The sequence below is a fragment of the Catellatospora sp. IY07-71 genome, from assembly GCF_018326265.1.
GTDB lineage: Bacteria > Actinomycetota > Actinomycetes > Mycobacteriales > Micromonosporaceae > Catellatospora.
On record NZ_AP023360.1, the window covers coordinates 1,347,280 to 1,365,947 of the forward strand.

Sequence of the window (18,668 nt, forward strand, 5' to 3'; positions counted from 1 at the left end):
GACCGGGCGAAGGAGGGGAGCCCTGTCAGCGGTGTCCGGTGCGGGGTCGCGAGGGGTCACGGCCCGGCGTACGCACCAGACGGACACCAACCCTAGAAAACAAGGTGAGCCGGTTTCAAGCCGCCGACAGGACAACTTCGCTGAGCTGCGCGAATGTCACGCAGCGTGCCCCAGCAGACCCGCGTTCACGCAGCCGGCGCCATGATCGCGTTCAGCACGTCGTCCAGCGTGACCACGCCCACCGGCACCTGTCCCTCGCTCACCAGCACGATGTGGCGACGCTCGCGGCGCATCGACAGCAGCAGCTCGGCCAGCGAGCGGTCCGGCGGCACGATCGCCAGCGGCCGGATCAGCCCGCCGGGGATCGGCTCGCGGCGGCTCGCGCCCTCCATGCCCAGCACGTCCTTGATGTGCACGAAGCCCAGCACCCGCCGGCTCCCCCGCGACACCACCGGGAAGCGGGACCGCCCGGTGCGCGTCGCCAGCACCTCCAGCGTCGCCGGAGAGGTGTCGTCGGTGACGCTGGTGACCGACGACCACGGCCGCAGTGCGTCCGCCGCCGTCCGCTGGTTCAGGGCCAGCGCGCCCGCGATCCGCGCATGCTGCTCCGGGTCCAGCAGGCCCTCGGTGTGCGCCTGGGCCACCAGCCCGGCCAGCTCCTCCGCCGTGAACACGGTCTTCACCGCGTCGGCCGCCTCGATCCGCCACAGCCGCAGCACCTGCCGCGCCGCCCACTTCATCGCCACCAGCAGCGGCTTGGTCGCCACGCAGAAGGCCAGCATCGGCGGGCCCAGCCACAGCACGCTCGCCTCGGGACCGGCCAGGGTGATGTTCTTCGGCACCATCTCGCCGATCACCGTGTGCAGGAAGACCACGATGAGCAGGGCGATCACGAACGCGGTGGGATGCAGCATGTTCTGCGGCAGACCGAGCGCACCGAACGGCTTCTCGATGAAGTGCGCCAGCGCCGGCTCCGCGATCGCGCCCAGCGCCAGCGAGCACAGCGTGATGCCGAGCTGCGCGCCCGCGATCATCAGCGGGATCTGGTTCATCGCGGACAGCGCCCACTTCGCGGGGCGCGAGGTCTGCGCCTTCGGCTCGATGACGGTACGCCGGGACGCGATCAGCGCGAACTCGGCGCCGACGAAGAACGCGTTGCCGAGCAGCAGCCCGACCGTGATGAGCAGCTCAGTCATCGTCGTCGCCCGCCAGCCGCACCAGGCGCACCTGCTCCACCCGGTGCCGGTCCATCTCCACCACCGTGAACTCCCAGTCGTTGGCCAGCACCGTGTCGCCGACCCCCGGGATCCGGCCCAGCTCCGCCATCAGGAAGCCGGCGAGCGTCTCGTACGGGCCCTCCGGCAGCCGGAAGCCCGTCTGCTCGTCCAGCTCGTCCTCGCGCAGCATGCCGTCGACCAGCCAGGTGCGCACGCCGCCCGGCACGGTCACCTCGACCGAGCCGGACTCCTCCTCCTCGGCGGTGTCGTGCTCGTCGGCGATCTCCCCGACCAGCTCCTCCACGAGGTCCTCGATGGTCACCACGCCGTCCGTGCCGCCGTACTCGTCGACCACGATGGCGAAGTCGGACCGGCCCGCGCGCAGCGCCGCCACCACCTTGTCCAGGTCCAGCGAGCCCGGCACCAGCACCGGCTCCCGGGCCACCGCGGCGACCGTGGTCAGCGCGCGCCGGGCCGGGGGCACGGCCAGCGCGTCGTTGACCGACACCACACCCGTGACCGTGTCCAGTGTCTGCTCGTACACCGGGAACCGGCTGTGCCCGGTCTCGCGTACCGCCTCGAACAGCTCGGCGACCGTCGCCGAGCCGGACAGCCCCACCACGTCGATGCGCGGCGTCATCGCCTCGGCCGCGTGCTTGTCGCTGAACCGCACCGTGCGCTGCAGCAGCAGCGCCGTCTCCGTCGGCAGCGCGCCGGCCTGCGCCGAGATCGCCGCCAGCAGCCCCAGCTCCTCCGGCGAGCGGGCGCTGGCCAGCTCCTCCTGCGGCTCGATGCCCATCCGGCGCACCAGCCAGTTCGCCGTCTCGTTCAGTGCGTTGATCAGCAGCTTGAAGACGTTGGAGAAGACCCGCATCGGCCCCGCCGTGCGCAGCGCCACCGGCATCGGCCGCGACAGCGCCGCGTTCTTCGGCACCAGCTCGCCGAACAGCATCGAGAACAGGGTCGCGATGCCCAGCGAGATCGCGTGGCTCCAGCCCGCGGACAGGCCCATCGGCTCGACCAGCGGCCGCAGCGCGGGCTCGGCGAGGTAACCGGTCAGCAGCGCGGTCAGCGTGATGCCGAGCTGCGCCCCCGACAGCTGGAACGACAGCTCGCGCAGCGCCCGGCGCACCGTCCGCGCCGGACGCTCACCCCGCTCCGCCCGCGTGTCGATCTCCGCCCGGTCGACCGTGACGAGCGCGAACTCGGCCGCCACGAAGAACGCCGTGCCGAGGGTGAGCAGGACGAACAGCAGGATGTACAGGAACTCAGACAGCACGTCGATGACCAGATCACCTCAGCGCAAGATTCTGCCAGACGGGCGCACCCCGCAGACCCGCTGGCTTGATCGTCCGACTTGCCTGGCACCTGTGCGGATCTCGGTCGCGCATTCGCCCATGTGCCAGGCAAGTCGGATGGTCTTGAGGGGTCAGGCCGCCGGGGTGGGTTTGACGGAGCGGAGGAGGACGGTGGCTACGTCGATGACCTCGACGTCCTCCTGGCCCTTGGAGCGGACGCCGTCGGTGATCATGGTGGAGCAGAAGGGGCAGCCCACGGCAATGGTCTTCGCGCCGGTGGCCAGGGCCTCCTCGGTGCGCTCGACGTTGATCCGCTTGCCGATGCGCTCCTCCATCCACATGCGGGCGCCGCCCGCGCCGCAGCAGAACGAGCGCTCCTCGCGGCGGCCCATCTCCAGGATGCCGGTGCCGTCCCCTGCCGCGGTGGTCGCGCCCGCGCCGATGGCGGCGCCGAGGACCTCACGCGGCGGGGTGAAGACGCGGTTGTGGCGGCCCAGGTAGCACGGGTCGTGGTAGGTCAGGCCGCCGTCGACGGGCGCGACCGGGGTGAGCTTGCCGGTCTTGACCAGGTGCGCGAGCAGCTCGGTGTGGTGCACGACCTCGACCTCCAGGCCGAGCTCCTTGTACTCGTTGCCGAGGGTGTTGAAGCAGTGCGGGCAGGTCGCGACGATCTTCAGCGCGCCGGTTTCCTTGATCGTCTCGACGTTCTGCTGGGCGAGCATCTGGTACACGAACTCGTTGCCGATCCGCCGCGCCGGGTCGCCCGTACAGGTCTCGTTGTTGCCCAGGATCGCGAACTTGACCCCGGCCTCGTTGAGCAGGCTCGCCACGGCGCGCGTGGTCTTCTTGGCCTTGTCCTCGAAGGCGCCCGCGCAGCCGACCCAGAACAGGTACTCGAACTCCTCCACCTCGCCGACGCGCGGCACGGGGAAGTCCAGGCCCTTGGTCCAGTCCTCGCGGGTGTTGGGCGGAGCGCCCCACGGGTTGCCCTTGTTCTCCAGGTTGCGCAGCATCGCCCCGGCCTCGGACGGGAACGACGACTCGATCATGACCTGGTAGCGGCGCATGTCGACGATGTGGTCGACGTGCTCGATGTCGACCGGGCACTGCTCCACGCACGCCCCGCAGGTGGTGCAGGACCACAGCGCGTCGGGGTCGATGACGCCCAGCTCGGCGGCGCCGCCGATGAGCGGCCGCTCGGCCTCGGCCAGGGCGAGCACGTTGACGCCGGCGAGCTGCTCGGCGGTGCCCTTCTCCTCGCCGGTCAGGTCCTTGCCGCCGCCGGCCAGCAGGTAGGGGGCCTTGGCGTACGCGTGGTCGCGCAGGCTCAGCACGATCAGCTTCGGCGACAGGGGCTTGCCGGTGTTCCAGGCGGGGCACTGGGACTGGCAGCGGCCGCACTCGGTGCAGGTCGAGAAGTCCAGCAGGCCCTTCCACCCGAAGTGCTCGACCTGGGACACGCCGAAGGTGTCCTTCTCCGGGTCGGCCTCCTCCAGGTCGATCGGGGCGCCGTTGGAGGTCATCGGCTTGAGCGCGCCGAGCGCGGGCGCGCCGTCGGCGTTGCGCTTGAAGTAGATGTTGAAGAAGGCCAGGAACCGGTGCCAGGCCACGCCCATCGTCGGGTTGAGGCCGATCGTGATCGCCCAGCCCATCGACACGCAGATCTTGATCAGCGCGACGATCGTGATCGCGGTCAGCGAGGCGGGCAGCACCGCGCCGAGGGCGTGCGACAGCGGGGTGGCCCACGCCGGGTGGTGGAACAGCCCGGACGAGACCTTGAACCCGCGGATCAGGAAGCCCAGGACCAGGACCGTGATGATGATGTACTCGACGAAGTAGCCCTGCCACATCGTCGAGCCGGCGAAGCGCGAGTTGGACTGCTTGTTGGGGCGCTGGCGCAGCCGGATCGCGATCAGCACGAGGATCGCGGGGATGCCCAGGATGCCGATCCACTCGGTGACGAACGCGAACACGTCCCAGCCGCCGACGATCGGCAGCTCCCATGCCGGGTTGACCACCTCGAAGTAGGCGCCGGCCACCAGCGTGGACAGGATGATGAAGGAGATCATCACCAGCCAGTGCGCCGCGCCGACGACCGACCACTTGAACATCTTCGTGTGGCCGAACGTCTCGGTCAGCATGGTCTTCCACCGCGCGGCCCGGTCGCCCGAGCGCGTCGGGTCGGGCTGGCCCAGCCGGATCACCGCGAGCATCTGCCGTACCGCTCGCACGACCAGCACCACCGCGACCGCGGTCACGGCCAGCGCGATGACCGTGCTGACGATCTGAACGACGCCCATACCCACGCCTCCCTGCGTCGGATCAGCCCTGTGTATACGTCCCTCCGGAGCTTACGCCCTAGTTACCGTTCAGTAATGTGAGGGTTCGCACAGGCTGACCATCACCCTAGGTCAGCGGGCACGCTGCCGGGCGCGGACGGTCGGGACAGCGCCGAGGCCGCGGCACCGGCCGCGACCTCGGACGCGCGCTAACGTGGACGATTCGGAGAGGTCATCGCCACTTCGAGAGAAGACCCAGCGCGCCCACCATGGCGCCGAAGCCGACAGCCAGGTTCCAATACCCCCAACCCGCCACGGGGTAGAGCGTCTCGGACAGGTAGTACACGACGAGCCACGCGATGCCGAAAACGATCAGGGACACCGCTGTGATCGGCAGCCACATCGGGCTCGGCTTCTTCTCCGCGGCGGTGGCGTTGGGCAACACATCCGTCGGCGGCGTGTAGATCTTCTTCTTGCGGACCTGCGACTTCGGCACGGCTGTCTCCTGGAGGGGCCCTGCCCACACCGGTCGGTGACCTCGGGCATGGGCCTGAATAATGTTCGACAGATAGCGTAGTCAGGTTGTTGCGTTTTGGCACGGAGGGGGAGTGGTGGAATACACATCCGGCACCTCGTCATGGCGTAAGGCCGTGCTCCGGGCGGGTCGCGCGTTCGCCCGGCTGCCCGGCCGGCGCCGCAGCGGCTGGACGCTCGGCGTGCCCCTGATCGCGGCCGCGGCCGGCCTGCTCTTCACCATGAGCGCCACCGTCTCGGCCGGCACCTCGCTGCGCGAGGACCGGCGTGTCGCGCTCGGCGAGCTGATCAGCAAGAAGGAAGCCGAGACGCAGGACGCCCGGATGCGGGTCGATCAGCTGCGCAACGAGATCGACGGGCTGACCGACGCGCTGGCCGTCGGCGACGGCCCGGTCGCCCTGGAGCACGCCCGCGGTGAGGGCTACCTGTCCGCCGCCGGGCTGACCGCCGTACACGGGCGAGGGCTCACCGTGCGCATGGACGACGCCCCGAACAGCGCCGACGACCTCACCCCCGGCACCGCGACCCAGGACGACCTCGTCGTGCACCAGCAGGACGTGCAGGCCGTGGTGAACGCGCTCTGGGCGGGCGGCGCCGAGGCGATGACCATCATGAACGTCCGCGTCATCACCACCACCGCCGTGCAGTGTGTCGGCAACACCCTGCTGCTCGACGGCAAGCGCTACTCCCCGCCGTTCGTGATCTCGGCGATCGGCGACCCGGCCCGGCTCCAGGCCGCGCTGGACGCCGCCAAGGGCGTCCAGGCCTTCCGTGATGCTGTACGGGACTACGGCCTGGGATATAGCGTCACGCGCGAGGCGGACATCCAGGCACCCGCCTACCAGGGGTCCGTGCTGCTGCGCCATGCCTCGGTCCCGCGTTGACAAGCCGGAGAGCAGCATGAGCAGGCACAGGGCGTCGGAGCCCGAGGACGACCAGACGACCATGTTCCCCCGGGTGACCGACGAGCCCGCGGCGGATGCCTCGATCACCAGCGTGCTGCCCGTGGTGCCCGCCGACGCGACGACCGTGCTGCCGGTGATCTCGACGCCGCCGTCGCCGCGTCCCGCCGCGCCGGGAGCGGAGGCGCAGCCCTCCCCCTACGCGCCGGTGAGCCCGGCACCGCAGGCCGCCGCCCCGGTGAGCCCCGCCCCGGTGAGCCCGGCCGCGGCGAGCGACGAGACCACGTACCTGCCGCGGATCTCGGATGAGACCACCCAGCTCCCGCGGATCGCCAAGCCCGCGCCCTCGGTGGCGACCGGCCGCGCGACGGCCACCGACGAGACCGGCCTGCTCGGCGCGATCCCGCCCGCTCCCCCGCCGTCTGCCGACGAGCCCAAGCCGTCCCCCCGGCCGCGCTGGAGCGGCGAGCCGGAGCCGCCGCCGATCAAGGCCGTGCGGGCCGGTGAGAAGAACTACCGCAGCATCCACTCCGAGTACACCCGGACCACCTTCGGTTCGGTGCTGCGCATGACGCTGCGCGGCACCGGCGAGCTGATGATCACGGTCGGCCTGGTCATCCTGCTCTTCGCGGCGTACGAGGTGTGGGGCAAGACGGCCATCGTCGAGGGCCACCAGAGCGAGCTGGAGCAGCAGCTGAACTGGGGTGAGCCGGTCGTGGGCGCCCCGACGCCGACGCCCAGCCCGTCGGTCACCGGCAAGCCCAAGCCGCCGCCCGCCGGGCAGCCGGTCGCCAAGCTCTACATCCCCAAGCTGAACAAGCACTGGGTCGTGGTGCAGGGCGTGACGCAGAAGGACATCCGATACGCGCCGGGCCACTACCCGAACAGCGCGATGCCGGGCCAGGAGGGCAACTTCTCGGTCGCCGGGCACCGCAACCGGGCCACCTTCTGGGACCTGGACAAGCTCCACGGCGGCGACAAGATCGTCGTGGAGACCAAGGACATGTACTACGTGTACGAGGTGGCCAAGCAGCGCATCGTGCTGCCGTCCGCGGTCGAGGTGGTGCGGCCGGTGCCGCCGACCATGACCGCCGGCAAGCTGCTCACGCTGACCACGTGCAACCCGAAGTTCGACAACTACCAGCGTCTGATCATCCACGGGACGCTCGTGCACGAGCAGCCGCGCTCCGCCGGGCCGCCCGCCGAACTGGCAGGAGCCGCCTGATGTACGCCTGGATCTGGCGCAAGCTGCCCTTCGGCCTGCGCGGCAAGCTGGCCGGCTCGTTCGTGCTGCTCGGCATCGTCGGCGCGCTGCTGTGGTACGTGATCTTCCCGTGGGCGGAGCCGCTGCTCCCCTTCGACGATGTCCAGGTCGGCGACCCCGACAGCGGATACTCGCAGCTGGAGGACCCGTTCGAGATCCCCGGGGCACCCTCCGGCGAGCCCGACGATCACGAAATCCCGTACGAGACCGGGGACACCCCGGAGCCGTCCAGCTCGACCGCCAGGTGAGGGCCATGCGCGTTCTTGTGATCGACAACTACGACTCGTTCGTCTACAACCTCGTGCAGTACCTCGGCCAGCTCGGGGTGGAGTGCGAGGTCCGGCGCAACGACGAGATCAGCGTCGCCGAGGTGGGCAGGCTGGGCGCCGACGGCGTGCTGCTGTCCCCCGGCCCCGGCGCGCCCGAGTCGGCCGGCATCTGCCTGGACGTCATCGCCGAGTACGGCGGGAAGCTCCCGCTCTTCGGGGTGTGCCTGGGCCACCAGGCGATCGGCCAGGCGTTCGGCGCCACGGTGACCCGCGCCCCGGAGCTGCTGCACGGAAAGACGTCGCAGGTCACGCACACCGGCGCGGGTGTGCTGGCCGGTCTGCCGGACCCGTTCACGGCGACCCGCTACCACTCGCTCGCCGTCGTCGAGGACACCCTGCCCGCCGAGATCGAGGTGACGGGGCGGACCGAATCGGGGGTGGTGATGGCGATGCGGCACCGCACCCTGCCGATCGAGGGCGTGCAGTTCCACCCCGAGTCGGTGCTCACCCAGGGCGGCCACCTGATGCTGGCCAACTGGCTGGCGTCCTGCGGCCACACCGAGGCCCTCGACCGTGCCCCGGCCCTGGCCGAAGAGGTCGAGCAGCGCCGCCTCGCCGCCTTCCCGGCGTAACCACCCGCGAACGAAACGGCGCCCGTCCCCGAGGGGACGGGCGCCGTTTCCATGTCTCGGCGGTTACTCCGATGGCGACGGGCTGGGCGACGGCGACTCCTGTGCCTTCGCCTTGAACACCACGATGGTGACCTTGCTGCCCTTCGGCTTCAGGGTGCTCTGGCCGGGGTTCTGGTTCTGCACCGTGCCGACCCGGCTCGGATCGTCGGTCTCCTCGCCCTGGCGCACCTCGACCTCGAAGCCGAGCCGCTTCAGCTCCGCGGTGGCCGCCTCCTCCGACATGCCGATCACGCGCGGCACGGCCACCTGGTTGCCCTTGGAGACCTTCACCTCGACGGTCGAGCCCTCGGCCACCTCCTCGCCGGCGGGCGGGTTCGTGTCGATCACAGTGCCTGCGGCCTTGTCGCTGTCCACCGGCACGAACTGCGGCACCAGATTGAGCTTGCGCAGCGCGTCCTCGGCGAACGCCTGGGTGAGGTCCTTCAGCGGAGGCACCGTCTGGAGCGGCGCGCCGTTGCAGATCTGGTAGACGACCTCGGCCTTCTCCTTCACCGCCTCGCCCTGGGCCGGGTCCTGCTCCACCACGGTGTTCTTGCGGCAGTCCGTGTTCAGCACCGGCTCCCCGATCTTCGGGGTCAAACCGGCGCTGGTCAGCAGAGCCTTGGCTTCGGCCTCGGTCTTGCCCATCAGGTTGGGGACCGGGATGTCCTTGGGCTGGTTGGCCAGGATCAGGCCCGCGGTCAGCGCGACCACGGCCAGCACACCGAGCGCGGTGAGGGTGGCGATGACCCAGCCCGAGGCGCGGCGGCGTCGCGCGTCGCCCACCCGGGCGGGAGCGTTGCGGCCGGTGCCGGTGCGCGCCGGCGCCGTCATCGGGATGGTCTGCTCCTCGCGCAGCACCGGGGTCGCCATGACCGGGCGGCCCGCGGCGGCGCGCAGCAGATCGGCCCGCATCTCACCGGCCGACTGGTAGCGGTTGGCGGGGTTCTTCGACAGCGCCTTGAGCACCACCGCGTCGATGTCGGGGGTGACATCGCGGTTGGACTCGCTGGGCGCCGGCGGCTCCTCCCGTACGTGCTGGTAGGCCACGGCCACGGGGGAGTCGCCGACGAACGGCGGGTGCCCGCAGAGCAGCTCGAAGAGCACGCAGCCAGCCGCGTAGACGTCCGAGCGGGCGTCGACGGCCTCACCGCGCGCCTGCTCGGGAGACAGATACTGCGCGGTGCCGATGACGGCCGAGGTCTGGGTCATGGTGGTCGCACCGGACGCGAGCGCCCGCGCGATGCCGAAGTCCATGACCTTGACCTGTGCGTTCGGCGTGAACATGACGTTGCCGGGCTTGATGTCCCGGTGGATGATGCCGTGGCGGTGGCTGAACTCCAGCGCGGCGCAGATGTCCGCGGTGATCTCCAGGGCGCGGCGTGGCATGAGCCGGCCCTCGGCGGCGAGCACCTCCTTGAGGGTGCGCCCGGCCACGAACTCCATGACGATGTAGGGCAGCACCTCGCCGGAGGGCGCGCGCTCCTCGCCGGTGTCGTAGACCGCGACGATCGCCGGGTGGTTCAGGGCGGCTGCGTTCTGCGCCTCGCGGCGGAACCGCATCTGGAAGGTGGCGTCGCGCGCGAGATCGGTGCGCAGCATCTTGATCGCGACGTCGCGCCCGAGGCGCAGGTCGCGTCCCCGGTGCACCTCGGCCATGCCGCCGTAGCCGAGCAACTCGCCGACTTGATACCTGCCACCCAGCAGGCGGGCCTGCGCGTTCATCGCGTACGTCGTCCTTCGGTCATCTGGTCCATGCTCACGTGGTCAGTCCCGTTCAGCCACCCGGCGGCCGAAAGTGTGACGTGTTCGGAATGTGCCGGGATCCCCAGCGACTGGTTCTGCTTCTTGTTGTTCGCTTCCCGGGCCAGGTAGCCGAGGTAGCCGGCGCACGCGAGCACCGCCAGCATGCCGAGCACCACCAGGATCACGGTCAGGGCGGTACGCCCGCCGCCGCTCTCCTGCGCGGGAGCCTGCGGCCCGTACGGTACCCCGTGCACGGGGGTGAGCGGGGCAGGCGCAGCCGGGACGGCCGCAGATCCTCGCTGGTAGCCCCCGTTGGGGCGAACCGGGCCGGGCGTCGCGGGGCTCAGCGGGCGCGACGGCACCGGGGAGACCGGCGTAGCCGACACCGGGCTGGGCGACACCGGCTGCACCGGCAGGGTGGGACCGCTGCCGTGGGTGAGCGCCCCGGCGGCCTGCCGCGCGGCGCCGGCGAACGCTGCCGCCGACGGCCAGCGGTGCGCCGGGTTCTTGGCCATGGACCGCTCGACGATCTGGCGCACGACCGGCGGGATGTCGCTCGGCATCGGCTTCGGGGTGCCGGTGACGTGCTTCATCGCGATCTCGAGCGGGGTGTCGCCCTCGTACGGCCGGTGACCGGTGAGGCACTGGTACGCCACCACACCGAGCGAGTACACGTCCGAGGCGGCCGAGGCGCCCTCACCGGAGGCCTGCTCCGGGGCCAGGTAGGAGGCAGTGCCCATGACCGCGCCGGTCGCCGTGAGCTGGCTGGCCGCGGCGGAGCGGGCGATGCCGAAGTCGGTGAGCACGAGCGTGCCGTTGGGGCGTACCAGCAGGTTGCCCGGCTTCACGTCCCGGTGCACGATGCCCCTGTCGTGCGCGGCCTGCAGAGCCTCGGCGGCCTGCGCGACCAGCAGCATGGTGCGGGCCGGGGTGAGCCGGCCGACCTTGTTGAGCGTGCGCGAGAGCGGGTCGCCCTCGATCAGCTCCATGATCAGGTACGCCAGGTGCGCGTCGTTGCCGAAGTCGTAGATGCGCACCACGCCCGGGTGGTTGATGCCGGCCATCGTCTTCGCCTCCGCATGGAAGCGCTTGACGAAACCGGCCTCCTCCAGCAGCGCGGGGAGCATGACCTTGATGGCGACGGTGCGGTCGAGCACCTCGTCGGTGCCCTTCCACACGTCGCCCATGCCACCGGAGGCGACGCGCTCGTCGATGCGGTAGCGGCTGTTCAGCACGGTGCCAGGGGAGACCATCACTTGCCACCCTTGTCCTCGATCACGCCTCGCATGACCAGTCCAGCAATACGGGCGGCCTCACCGCTGCCGCCCTTCCCCGCATCATCGAGGATGACCGCAACCGCGGCGACCGGCTTGCCGTCCTTCATCGCGAACCCGATGAACCAGCCGTCGGAGCCGGTGTTCGTCTCCTCGTCGGCCGTGCCCGTGCCGGTCTTGCCGCCGACCACGTAGCCGTCGATCTGCGCCTTCCGGCCGGTGCCGTTCTCGACGACGCTGACCATCATCTCGCGCAGCTGCGCGGCGATGCTCGAGTTGCTGCACGTGGTGCGCAGCTGCTTGGGCGCCGCGGCGTACAGGCCGGTGGTCAGGTCGGGGCCGACCAGACGCTCGACCAGGTAGGGCCGCATCTGCGAGCAGTCGTTGGCGATCGCCGCCGCGACCATCGCGTTCTGCAGCGGGGTCACCTTGACCTCGTTCAGGCCGATCGACGAGATCGCGATGGCCGGCTTGTCGTCGCCGCCCGAGCTGGTAGTCAGCGGGCCCAGCACGCTCTCCGGCACCTTGGTGCCCCGGTCCGGCGCGGACAGGTTGCCGATCCGCAGGTCGTCGTCGTAGTAGCCCCAGCGGCGCGCGGTGTCGTTCAGGCGCTGCGAGCCCAGCTCGACGCCGAGGCGCGCGTACGCCGTGTTGCAGGAGACGGTCAGCGCCTCCTTCAGCGTGATCTGCGACTCGGGGCAGGTGCCCGAGGTCGCGTTCTTGATCACGTGCGTGGTGCCCGGCGCCTGGTAGCCCGGGCCCGCCTGCAGCGGCGTGTCCGGGTTGTTGCCGTTCTCCAGCGCCGCGGCCGAGACCAGCACCTTGAACGTGGACGCCGGCGGGTAGGTCTCCTGCAGCGCCCGGTTCAGCAGCGGGTTGCCCGCCTGGCCGGCCACCTTGTTGTACGCCGTCTCGGCCTTGGTCGTGTCGTGGGCGACCAGCGGGTTCGGGTCGAAGCTCGGGAACGAGGTCATCGCCAGGATCGCGCCGGTGTTCGGGTCCAGCGCGATCACCGCGCCCGACTTGGCACCCACCTTGTTCTTGGTGAGCTGCTCGTACGCCGTGTCCTGCGCCGTCTTGGACAGCGTCAGGGTGACGTTGCCGCCCGCCGTGTACGAGCCGGTGAAGATGTCCCGCAGCCGGTCGGCGAACAGCTTGTCCGAGCTGCCGGACAGGAAGTCGTTCTCCAGCTGCTCGATGCCGGTGGCCGCGCCGTTGACCGGCTTGTACCCGATCACGTGCGCGTACGCCGCGCCGTTGGGGTAGCTGCGCAGGTACTTCAGGTTGCCCTTGGTGGCCGTGGAGAGCGCGATCGGCTTGCTGCCGGGGTTGCTCACCATGATGTAGCCGCGCTGGCGGTTGTACTCGTCGATCTGCACGCGGTCGTTGTACTGGCTGGTCCGGTAGTCGTTGCCCTTGTACGCCTGCACCCAGTTCAGGTTGGCGAAGAGCAGACCGAACAGCACCATGACGACGACGCCTACGCGTCTCAGCGGGGCGTTCACCGGCGGACACCTCCCGTCGACGCGGGGGTGCGCGCCGCATCAGAGATCCGCAGCAGCAGCGCCACCAGCAGCCAGTTGGCCACCAGCGACGAGCCGCCCGCGGAGAGGAACGGCGTGGTCTGGCCGGTCAGCGGGATCAGCTTGCTGATGCCGCCGATGATCACGAAGACCTGGAGGCCCAGCGTGAACGCCAGGCCACCGGCCAGCAGCTTGCCGAACGAGTCGCGCACGGCGAGCGCCGCGCGCAGCCCGCGCGAGACCACGAGCAGGTACAGCGCCAGCAGAGCGGTGAGACCGAACAGGCCGATCTCCTCGCCCATGCCGGCGAAGATGAAGTCGTTGCGGACCTCGGGCACCTCCAGCGGGCTGCCCGCGCCCGGGCCGGTGCCGAACAGGCCGCCCGTGCCCAGGCCCAGCAGCGACTGGACGAGCTGGTAGCCGCGGTCGTACGGCTCGGCGAACGGGTCCAGCCAGATGTCGACGCGCTGCCCGAAGTTGGTGAACGGCCCGCCCACGATCCCGGCCAGCACGTACGCCAGCACGGCGCCGCCGAAGAAGAGGATCAGACCGATGATCAGCCAGCTGACGCGCTCGGTGGCGACGTACAGGGTGACCACGAACATGCCGAAGTAGAGCAGCGAGGTGCCCAGGTCCTTCTCGAAGACGAGGACCAGGAGGCTCATCGCCCAGACCACGATGACCGGGCCCAGGTCGCGCCCGCGCGGGAAGTCGATGCCCAGCACGCGGCGGCTGGCCAGCGCCAGCACCTCACGCTTGCGCACGAGGTAGTACGCGAAGAAGGCCAGCAGCATCAGCTTGGCGAACTCACCCGGCTGGATGGCGAAGAAGCTGCCGAACCGGATCCACAGCTTGGCGCCGTTGACCTCGGACACGCTGCCGGGCAGCACGGCGGGCAGCAGCACCAGGATGATGCCGCCGAAGCCGAGCGTCCAGGCGAACTTGGAGATCTCGCGGTGGTCGCGCACCACCCACAGCAGGCCCGCCGCGCCGGTCACCGCGATCAGCGTCCAGAGCAGCTGCTTGCCGCCGTCACCGGCGAAGATGGCCAGGTCGGGTCGCGCGTCGGCGTCGGCCCGGCCCAGGTCGAGGCGGCGCAGGAAGGCCACGCCGAACCCGTTGAGCAGCGCCACGACCGGGATCAGGACCGGGTCGGCGAACGGCGCGCGCAGCCGGATGACCACGTGCAGGCCGAGGAACACGGCGGTGAGCACACCGGCCGGATACCAGAAGTCCATCGTGACCGTGTCGAGCATGTTCGCCTCGACCGCCGCCAGGTATCCGGCGACCATGGCCATGCCGAGCAGCAGCAGCCACAGCTCGGTGCGGCGCACCTTGCGGGCGGCCGGATCCAGCCGGAACGACAGCGACGGCTTCGCCGCCACGGGCGTCTCCGGGACGGCCGCGGCTGCTGCGGGAGGGGCGGTATGGGGGGTGGTCACGACGTCCTCAGGCTAATTCGACCGGCAGGGCACCGGGCTCGGCACCACCGGCTCGCTGGGCGGAGTGCTCGCCGCGGCGGGCGCCGGGGTGGCGCTCGGCGTTACGGCGGGCGACGGGCTCGGCGACGGCGAGGGGTCTGCCGAAGGCGGGCAGCTGGGCAGCAGGTTGTGGTTGCTCGGGTCGTCCTGGATCAGATTCTGCAGCCGGGCCAGGGCGTCGGCCTCGCTGTCGGCCTGGATGCCCTTGCGGACCTTGTCCTGGGCGACCGTGGTGAGGTCGTCCAGGGTCACCTCGCTGACCTCCTTGGCCTCCGACAGGTCGAAGCCGGCGATCTGGCCCGGCACGCCGCGGAACACCGCGACGTTGCCGGCCTCGGTCGCGCCGATGTAGAAGCGCGACTGCGAGTAGTCCCAGGCGAACCAGACCCCGGCGCCCAGCACCGCGAGCAGGCCCACCACGAGCAGGCCCGCGCGCAGCGGGTGCCGCGCGCGGCGGGCCGACTGCTCGGCCGGGACCGGGACGGGCTCCTCCACGGCGGGACGCGGCGTGCCGGTGACCGCCGCGGCGCGCGCGGCGGGGGTCGACTCGACGTGGGTCTCGCTGCTGTTGCCGCGGTCCCGGGCGGCCGCGCCGCCGACCACCGGAGCCTGCTCGACGATGTCCTCGTCGGTGGCGTCCGCGATGATCACGGTGATGTTGTCCGGGCCGCCGCCGCGCAGCGCCAGCGCGATGAGGCGCTCGACGCACGCCTGCGGGTCGACGTACTCCCGCAGGGTCTGCCCGATGGTCTCCGCGCTGACCACGCCGGACAGGCCGTCGGAGCAGAGCAGGTAGCGGTCGCCGGGATGCACCGGCCGGACCGTGTAGTCCGGCTCGATGTCCCGGCCGTCCATGGCCCGGGTCAGCAGCGAACGCTGCGGATGGCTGCTCGCCTCCTCCGCGCTGATCCGGCCCTCGTCCACCAGCATCTGGACGTACGTGTCGTCCTTGGTGATCTGGTTGAACTCGCCGTCGCGCAGCAGGTAGGCGCGGGAGTCGCCGATATGGGCCATGCCCAGCTTGGAGCCGGTGAAGAGCATCGCGGTGAGCGTGGTGCCCATACCCTCCAGGTGGGGGTTGGCGTCCACGGTGTCGCGAAGCTGCTGGTTGGCGAGGTTGACGGCCGACCGCAGGGAATCGACGATCGCGTCACCGGGGACGTCCTCGTCGAGCGGGGCCATGGCGCCGATGACGATGTTGCTGGCGACGTCACCGGCGGCCATGCCGCCCATGCCGTCGGCAACGGCGAGCAGGCGCGGCCCGGCGTAGACGGAGTCCTGGTTTCCGTCTCTGATCAGACCGCGGTCGCTGCGGGCCGCGTAGCGCAGGATGATTGTCATGGCCGTAATTCGAGGGACGTGCGGCCGATGCGAATCGGCACGCCGAGGGGTACGGGAGTAGGACCGCTCACCTTGCTGCGGTCCAGATACGTGCCGTTGGTCGAGCCGAGGTCCTCCACCATCCACTGCCCGTCCCGAGGGACCAGACGGGCGTGCCGGGCGGACGCGTAGTCATCCGTGATGACCAGCGTGGAGTCCTCCGCCCGGCCGATCGTGATCGGGGCCTCGCCCAGTGTGATCTTGGTGCCGGCCAGCGAGCCCGCCGTGACGACGAGGGTGTGCGCGGCCCGGCCCTTCTTGACCTTGGCCGGGCGCGCATCCGCCGCCTGCGCGGCACCCGCGACGCCACGGGGCGCGGCGACCAGCCGGCCCGTGCGCGAGCCGGCGAACAGATCCCTTCGGATGACCCCGACCACCGTGAACACGAAGATCCACAGCAGCACCAGGAACCCGAACCGGGCGGCGGTGAGAACGATCTCGGGCAAGGGCGATCAGCCGTCCACGCGGAACGTCAGGGTCGTGGTGCCGATCTGGATCATGTCGCCCGGGTTGAGGGCGACCGCCGAGACCCGCTGGCCGTTGACCATCGTGCCGTTGGTGGAGCCGAGGTCGGTCAGGACCACCTGGGCGCCGTCGAAGTCGAGCCGGGCGTGCCGCCGCGAGATGCCGACGTCGGGCAGGCGCAGGTTGGCCTGGTCGCCGCGGCCGATCGTGGTCGAGCCGATGGCCAGCGGGAAGGTCCGCCCGTCGCCCGACACCAGCCGGACGTTGCGCGCACCGCCGCCACCGCCGCCGTGCGGAGGAGCGGCCTGCTGGCCGCCGCCGTACGGCGGGTACTGCGGCGGAGCCTCGTAGCTCGCCTGCGGGGCCTGGTCGGCGGTGTAGACCTCGGCCGACACGCGGAACATGCCGGTGTCCAGCCCGTCACCGCGCTCGATCTCGACGATCACGTCGCCGTAGACGGTCCAGGCCTGCTCGCCGATGAACTCGGCCTGCGACTGCGCCAGCTCCTGGGCCAGCGCGGCCGCGTACGGCGCGAGCCGGCTGTGGTCGTAGGGCGAGAGATCGATCACATAGCGGTTCGGCACGAGCGTGCGCCCACCAACCAGGATCGCCTTGTGGGCCTCTGCCTCACGCTGCATGGCATTCAGGATCTCCACAGGGTGGACGACCCCCTTGAATACCTTCGCGAAGGCGCCCTCAACCAGGCCTTCCAGGCGTTTCTCGAAGCGTTGCAACACGCTCACCGGTCCTCCTCGGGTTCCGAGGACATGATGTTATCTGCCCTCCACTCCCGCGTCTTCGCCCAATACGTCCGCCGTTGCCGGCGCCACGCCAGCATGACGACCATCTTGCCTCCGATTTCACGGTTGGCCAGGTGGTCGTGTTAGTGTTCTCCCCGCACCGCCCGCCGGGATAACCGGTTGGCGAGGCGAAGCAGGCATAGCGTAAGCTGTGCCAGCACGCAACGGGAGGTGACTCCCGAGCGACCCGCAGGGACTGCTAAAGTTCCTGCACACGCCGCGGGGAAGTGGCGGAATGGCAGACGCGCACGGTTCAGGTCCGTGTGCCCGAAAGGGCGTGGGGGTTCAACTCCCCCCTTCCCCACCAGCAAGAAGGCCTCCTCCGGGAGGCCTTCTTCGTTTCCCGGTCTCGCACCGGTCGGCGGGCCGGAGTGTCGGCCGTTTCACACAGAGATCGCTGATTCCGGTCACTTCCTCCTCAGCGCGGCGATTCAAGATCGCTAGTTTGTGTCCGAAAGTCGGGCCAGGCTGCACTTTCGGACATGTGATGGCGATCATGCTTTCCAGCGTCACCCACCCCGGACCCCGCGACGGTTAAGAAGGGCACCTTCTTCTACGCGGAGCGTTAAGAGCGACCGGCATTAGGTGCGGACCTGGACAGGTAGCCGGTCGCGGGTAGCAAACAGGCACGGGACTTATCGATCATTGGAGTTCTCTACGCTTCAATGACAGGAGTCCCGTGCCTGCGCTGCCATCATCGCTGCTGACCCCGATCTGGGTCCAGTTCGCCGCACTGCTGCCCGACCGGCCCGAATACGACCCCGCACACCCGCTGGGCTGCCACCGCCGCCGCATCCCCGACCAGGTCGTCTTCGAACACGTCATCCACGCCCTGGTCCACGGCTCGGGCTACGAACGCATCGCCGGCCCAGGATGCTCCGACCGCACCATCCGCCGCCGCCTGGCCGACTGGGCCAGCGCAGGCCTCGCCCAGCAACTGCACGCCCTGACCCTGGCCGCCTACGACAACATGATCGGCCTACAGCTGCACGACATCGCCGTCGACGGCGCGCTCACCAAAGCACCCTGCGGCGGAGACCGCGCCGGACGCTCCCCGGTCGACCGCGGCAAAGGCGGCCTCAAACGCTCCACCGGCACCGAAGCCGCCGGCATACCCCTGGCCGTGATCTCCGCCCCCGCCAACCGCAACGACAACGCCCTGCTGGAAGCCACCCTCGACACCGCCACCCAACAGACAGGCCCCCTGCCCGACGACGTCACCGTGCACCTGGACCGCGCCTACGACAACACCCCCACCCGCCAGCGCCTGCACGACCGCGGCCTGCACGGCCAGATCGCCCGCAAAGGCCTCCCCGCCCCCATCCAGGTCGGCAAACGCTGGGTGGTGGAACGCACCCACTCATGGATGAACGGCTACGGCAAGATCCGCCGCTGCACCGAACGCAACGCGCAGGTCGTGGACTTCTACCTCTACCTGGCAGCAGCCCTGATCACCACACGCCAACTCATCCGACAAGCCCGCCCCCGCTACCGCTGGGACGGCCGTCCCACCACCCGACGCCTCAAATGAACCTATTGCCGGTCGCTCTAAGAAGGTGCCCTTC

Annotated in this window: 16 protein-coding genes, 1 tRNA gene and 1 pseudogene; 7 read left to right on the forward strand and 11 right to left on the reverse strand. The window is 70.3% G+C overall.

The features are described 5' to 3' along the window. Positions 1-185: 185 nt before the first annotated feature. The 4 genes from CS0771_RS06160 to CS0771_RS06175 form a co-directional block, all read right to left on the reverse strand. Positions 186-1,196, reverse strand: coding sequence for a hemolysin family protein (locus CS0771_RS06160; protein ID WP_212840160.1), 1,011 nt, complete (start codon positions 1,194-1,196; stop codon positions 186-188). After that, positions 1,189-2,493 carry a hemolysin family protein gene (locus CS0771_RS06165; protein WP_371821549.1) on the reverse strand — a complete coding sequence of 435 codons (1,305 nt, stop codon included), beginning with the start codon at positions 2,491-2,493 and terminating at the stop codon, positions 1,189-1,191. The genes CS0771_RS06160 and CS0771_RS06165 overlap by 8 nt, the downstream gene beginning before the upstream one ends. 153 nt (positions 2,494-2,646) lie before the next feature. After that, entirely contained in the window at positions 2,647-4,815 is a 2,169-nt protein-coding gene (locus CS0771_RS06170; protein WP_212840161.1) for a (Fe-S)-binding protein, read from the reverse strand. A gap of 211 nt (positions 4,816-5,026) precedes the next feature. Continuing rightward, positions 5,027-5,290 carry a cell division protein CrgA gene (locus CS0771_RS06175; RefSeq protein ID WP_212840162.1) on the reverse strand — a complete coding sequence of 88 codons (264 nt, stop codon included), beginning with the start codon at positions 5,288-5,290 and terminating at the stop codon, positions 5,027-5,029. A 115-nt stretch (positions 5,291-5,405) separates the two neighbouring features. On the opposite strand from CS0771_RS06175, the gene CS0771_RS06180 reads away from it, so the two are divergent. Genes CS0771_RS06180 through CS0771_RS06195 form a run of 4 tightly spaced genes read left to right on the forward strand, consistent with a single transcriptional unit; the run spans position 5,406 to position 8,395 of the window. Continuing rightward, on the forward strand, positions 5,406-6,212 hold the full coding sequence (locus tag CS0771_RS06180) for a DUF881 domain-containing protein (protein WP_212840163.1): 807 nt from the start codon (positions 5,406-5,408) through the stop codon (positions 6,210-6,212). Between the two features lie 16 nt (positions 6,213-6,228). Then, on the forward strand, positions 6,229-7,455 hold the full coding sequence (locus CS0771_RS06185; RefSeq protein WP_244870635.1) for a class E sortase: 1,227 nt from the start codon (positions 6,229-6,231) through the stop codon (positions 7,453-7,455). Further along, positions 7,455-7,742 carry a hypothetical protein gene (locus tag CS0771_RS06190; RefSeq protein WP_203745517.1) on the forward strand — a complete coding sequence of 96 codons (288 nt, stop codon included), beginning with the start codon at positions 7,455-7,457 and terminating at the stop codon, positions 7,740-7,742. The genes CS0771_RS06185 and CS0771_RS06190 overlap by 1 nt, the downstream gene beginning before the upstream one ends. Before the next feature lie 5 nt (positions 7,743-7,747). Beyond that, entirely contained in the window at positions 7,748-8,395 is a 648-nt protein-coding gene (locus CS0771_RS06195) for an aminodeoxychorismate/anthranilate synthase component II (protein ID WP_212840164.1), read from the forward strand. A 63-nt stretch (positions 8,396-8,458) separates the two neighbouring features. Here CS0771_RS06195 and pknB read toward each other — a convergent pair whose 3' ends face one another. The 4 genes and pseudogenes from pknB to CS0771_RS06215 form a co-directional block, all read right to left on the reverse strand. Continuing rightward, positions 8,459-10,159: a Stk1 family PASTA domain-containing Ser/Thr kinase gene (gene pknB / locus CS0771_RS06200; RefSeq protein ID WP_212840165.1), complete on the reverse strand. Its 1,701-nt coding sequence runs from the start codon at positions 10,157-10,159 to the stop codon at positions 8,459-8,461. Next, positions 10,156-11,433, reverse strand: a complete 1,278-nt coding sequence (locus CS0771_RS06205) for a serine/threonine-protein kinase (protein WP_212840166.1) — start codon at positions 11,431-11,433, stop codon at positions 10,156-10,158. Before CS0771_RS06205 ends, pknB begins: the two co-directional genes overlap by 4 nt. Then, positions 11,433-12,959: a penicillin-binding protein 2 gene (locus CS0771_RS06210; RefSeq protein WP_212840167.1), complete on the reverse strand. Its 1,527-nt coding sequence runs from the start codon at positions 12,957-12,959 to the stop codon at positions 11,433-11,435. Before CS0771_RS06210 ends, CS0771_RS06205 begins: the two co-directional genes overlap by 1 nt. Beyond that, positions 12,898-14,275 (reverse strand): annotated as a pseudogene (locus tag CS0771_RS06215) (FtsW/RodA/SpoVE family cell cycle protein); the annotation flags it as partial. The pseudogene CS0771_RS06215 and the gene CS0771_RS06210, both read right to left, overlap by 62 nt. On the opposite strand from CS0771_RS06215, the gene CS0771_RS39595 reads away from it, so the two are divergent. Continuing rightward, positions 14,184-14,435 carry a hypothetical protein gene (locus CS0771_RS39595; protein ID WP_371821358.1) on the forward strand — a complete coding sequence of 84 codons (252 nt, stop codon included), beginning with the start codon at positions 14,184-14,186 and terminating at the stop codon, positions 14,433-14,435. The pseudogene CS0771_RS06215 and the gene CS0771_RS39595 overlap by 92 nt on opposite strands. Here the strand turns inward: CS0771_RS39595 and CS0771_RS06220 are convergent. From CS0771_RS06220 to CS0771_RS06230, 3 genes are read right to left on the reverse strand one after another with little or no spacing between them, the layout of a single operon-like run. Next, complete coding sequence (locus CS0771_RS06220) at positions 14,432-15,799, reverse strand: PP2C family serine/threonine-protein phosphatase (protein WP_212840168.1); 1,368 nt, start codon at positions 15,797-15,799, stop codon at positions 14,432-14,434. The genes CS0771_RS39595 and CS0771_RS06220 overlap by 4 nt on opposite strands. Continuing rightward, positions 15,796-16,284 (reverse strand): FHA domain-containing protein, encoded by a 489-nt coding sequence (locus CS0771_RS06225; RefSeq protein ID WP_212840169.1) that lies wholly within the window; start codon positions 16,282-16,284, stop codon positions 15,796-15,798. Before CS0771_RS06225 ends, CS0771_RS06220 begins: the two co-directional genes overlap by 4 nt. 6 nt (positions 16,285-16,290) lie before the next feature. Next, entirely contained in the window at positions 16,291-17,046 is a 756-nt protein-coding gene (locus CS0771_RS06230; protein WP_203745500.1) for a DUF3662 and FHA domain-containing protein, read from the reverse strand. Positions 17,047-17,324: 278 nt separating this feature from the next. Between CS0771_RS06230 and CS0771_RS06235 the strand changes: the two genes are divergently transcribed. Both CS0771_RS06235 and CS0771_RS06240 read left to right on the forward strand, forming a co-directional pair. Further along, positions 17,325-17,410: transfer RNA gene (locus tag CS0771_RS06235), tRNA-Leu, on the forward strand. A 372-nt stretch (positions 17,411-17,782) separates the two neighbouring features. Then, the gene (locus CS0771_RS06240) at positions 17,783-18,634 is read left to right on the forward strand and encodes an IS5 family transposase (protein ID WP_212839359.1); all 852 of its coding nucleotides are present in this window, start codon (positions 17,783-17,785) and stop codon (positions 18,632-18,634) included. Positions 18,635-18,668: the final 34 nt, after the last annotated feature.

What these genes read in the sequence shown, in the direction of transcription:
- CS0771_RS06160 (WP_212840160.1), bottom strand. Translation starts at nt 1,196, where the DNA reads ATGACTGAGCTGCTCATCACGGTCGGGCTGCTGCTCGGCAACGCGTTC.
- CS0771_RS06205 (WP_212840166.1), bottom strand. Translation starts at nt 11,433, where the DNA reads ATGGTCTCCCCTGGCACCGTGCTGAACAGCCGCTACCGCATCGACGAG.
- CS0771_RS06185 (WP_244870635.1), top strand. Translation starts at nt 6,229, where the DNA reads ATGAGCAGGCACAGGGCGTCGGAGCCCGAGGACGACCAGACGACCATG.
- CS0771_RS06170 (WP_212840161.1), bottom strand. Translation starts at nt 4,815, where the DNA reads ATGGGCGTCGTTCAGATCGTCAGCACGGTCATCGCGCTGGCCGTGACC.
- CS0771_RS06220 (WP_212840168.1), bottom strand. Translation starts at nt 15,799, where the DNA reads ATGACAATCATCCTGCGCTACGCGGCCCGCAGCGACCGCGGTCTGATC.
- CS0771_RS06195 (WP_212840164.1), top strand. Translation starts at nt 7,748, where the DNA reads ATGCGCGTTCTTGTGATCGACAACTACGACTCGTTCGTCTACAACCTC.
- pknB (WP_212840165.1), bottom strand. Translation starts at nt 10,159, where the DNA reads ATGAACGCGCAGGCCCGCCTGCTGGGTGGCAGGTATCAAGTCGGCGAG.
- CS0771_RS06190 (WP_203745517.1), top strand. Translation starts at nt 7,455, where the DNA reads ATGTACGCCTGGATCTGGCGCAAGCTGCCCTTCGGCCTGCGCGGCAAG.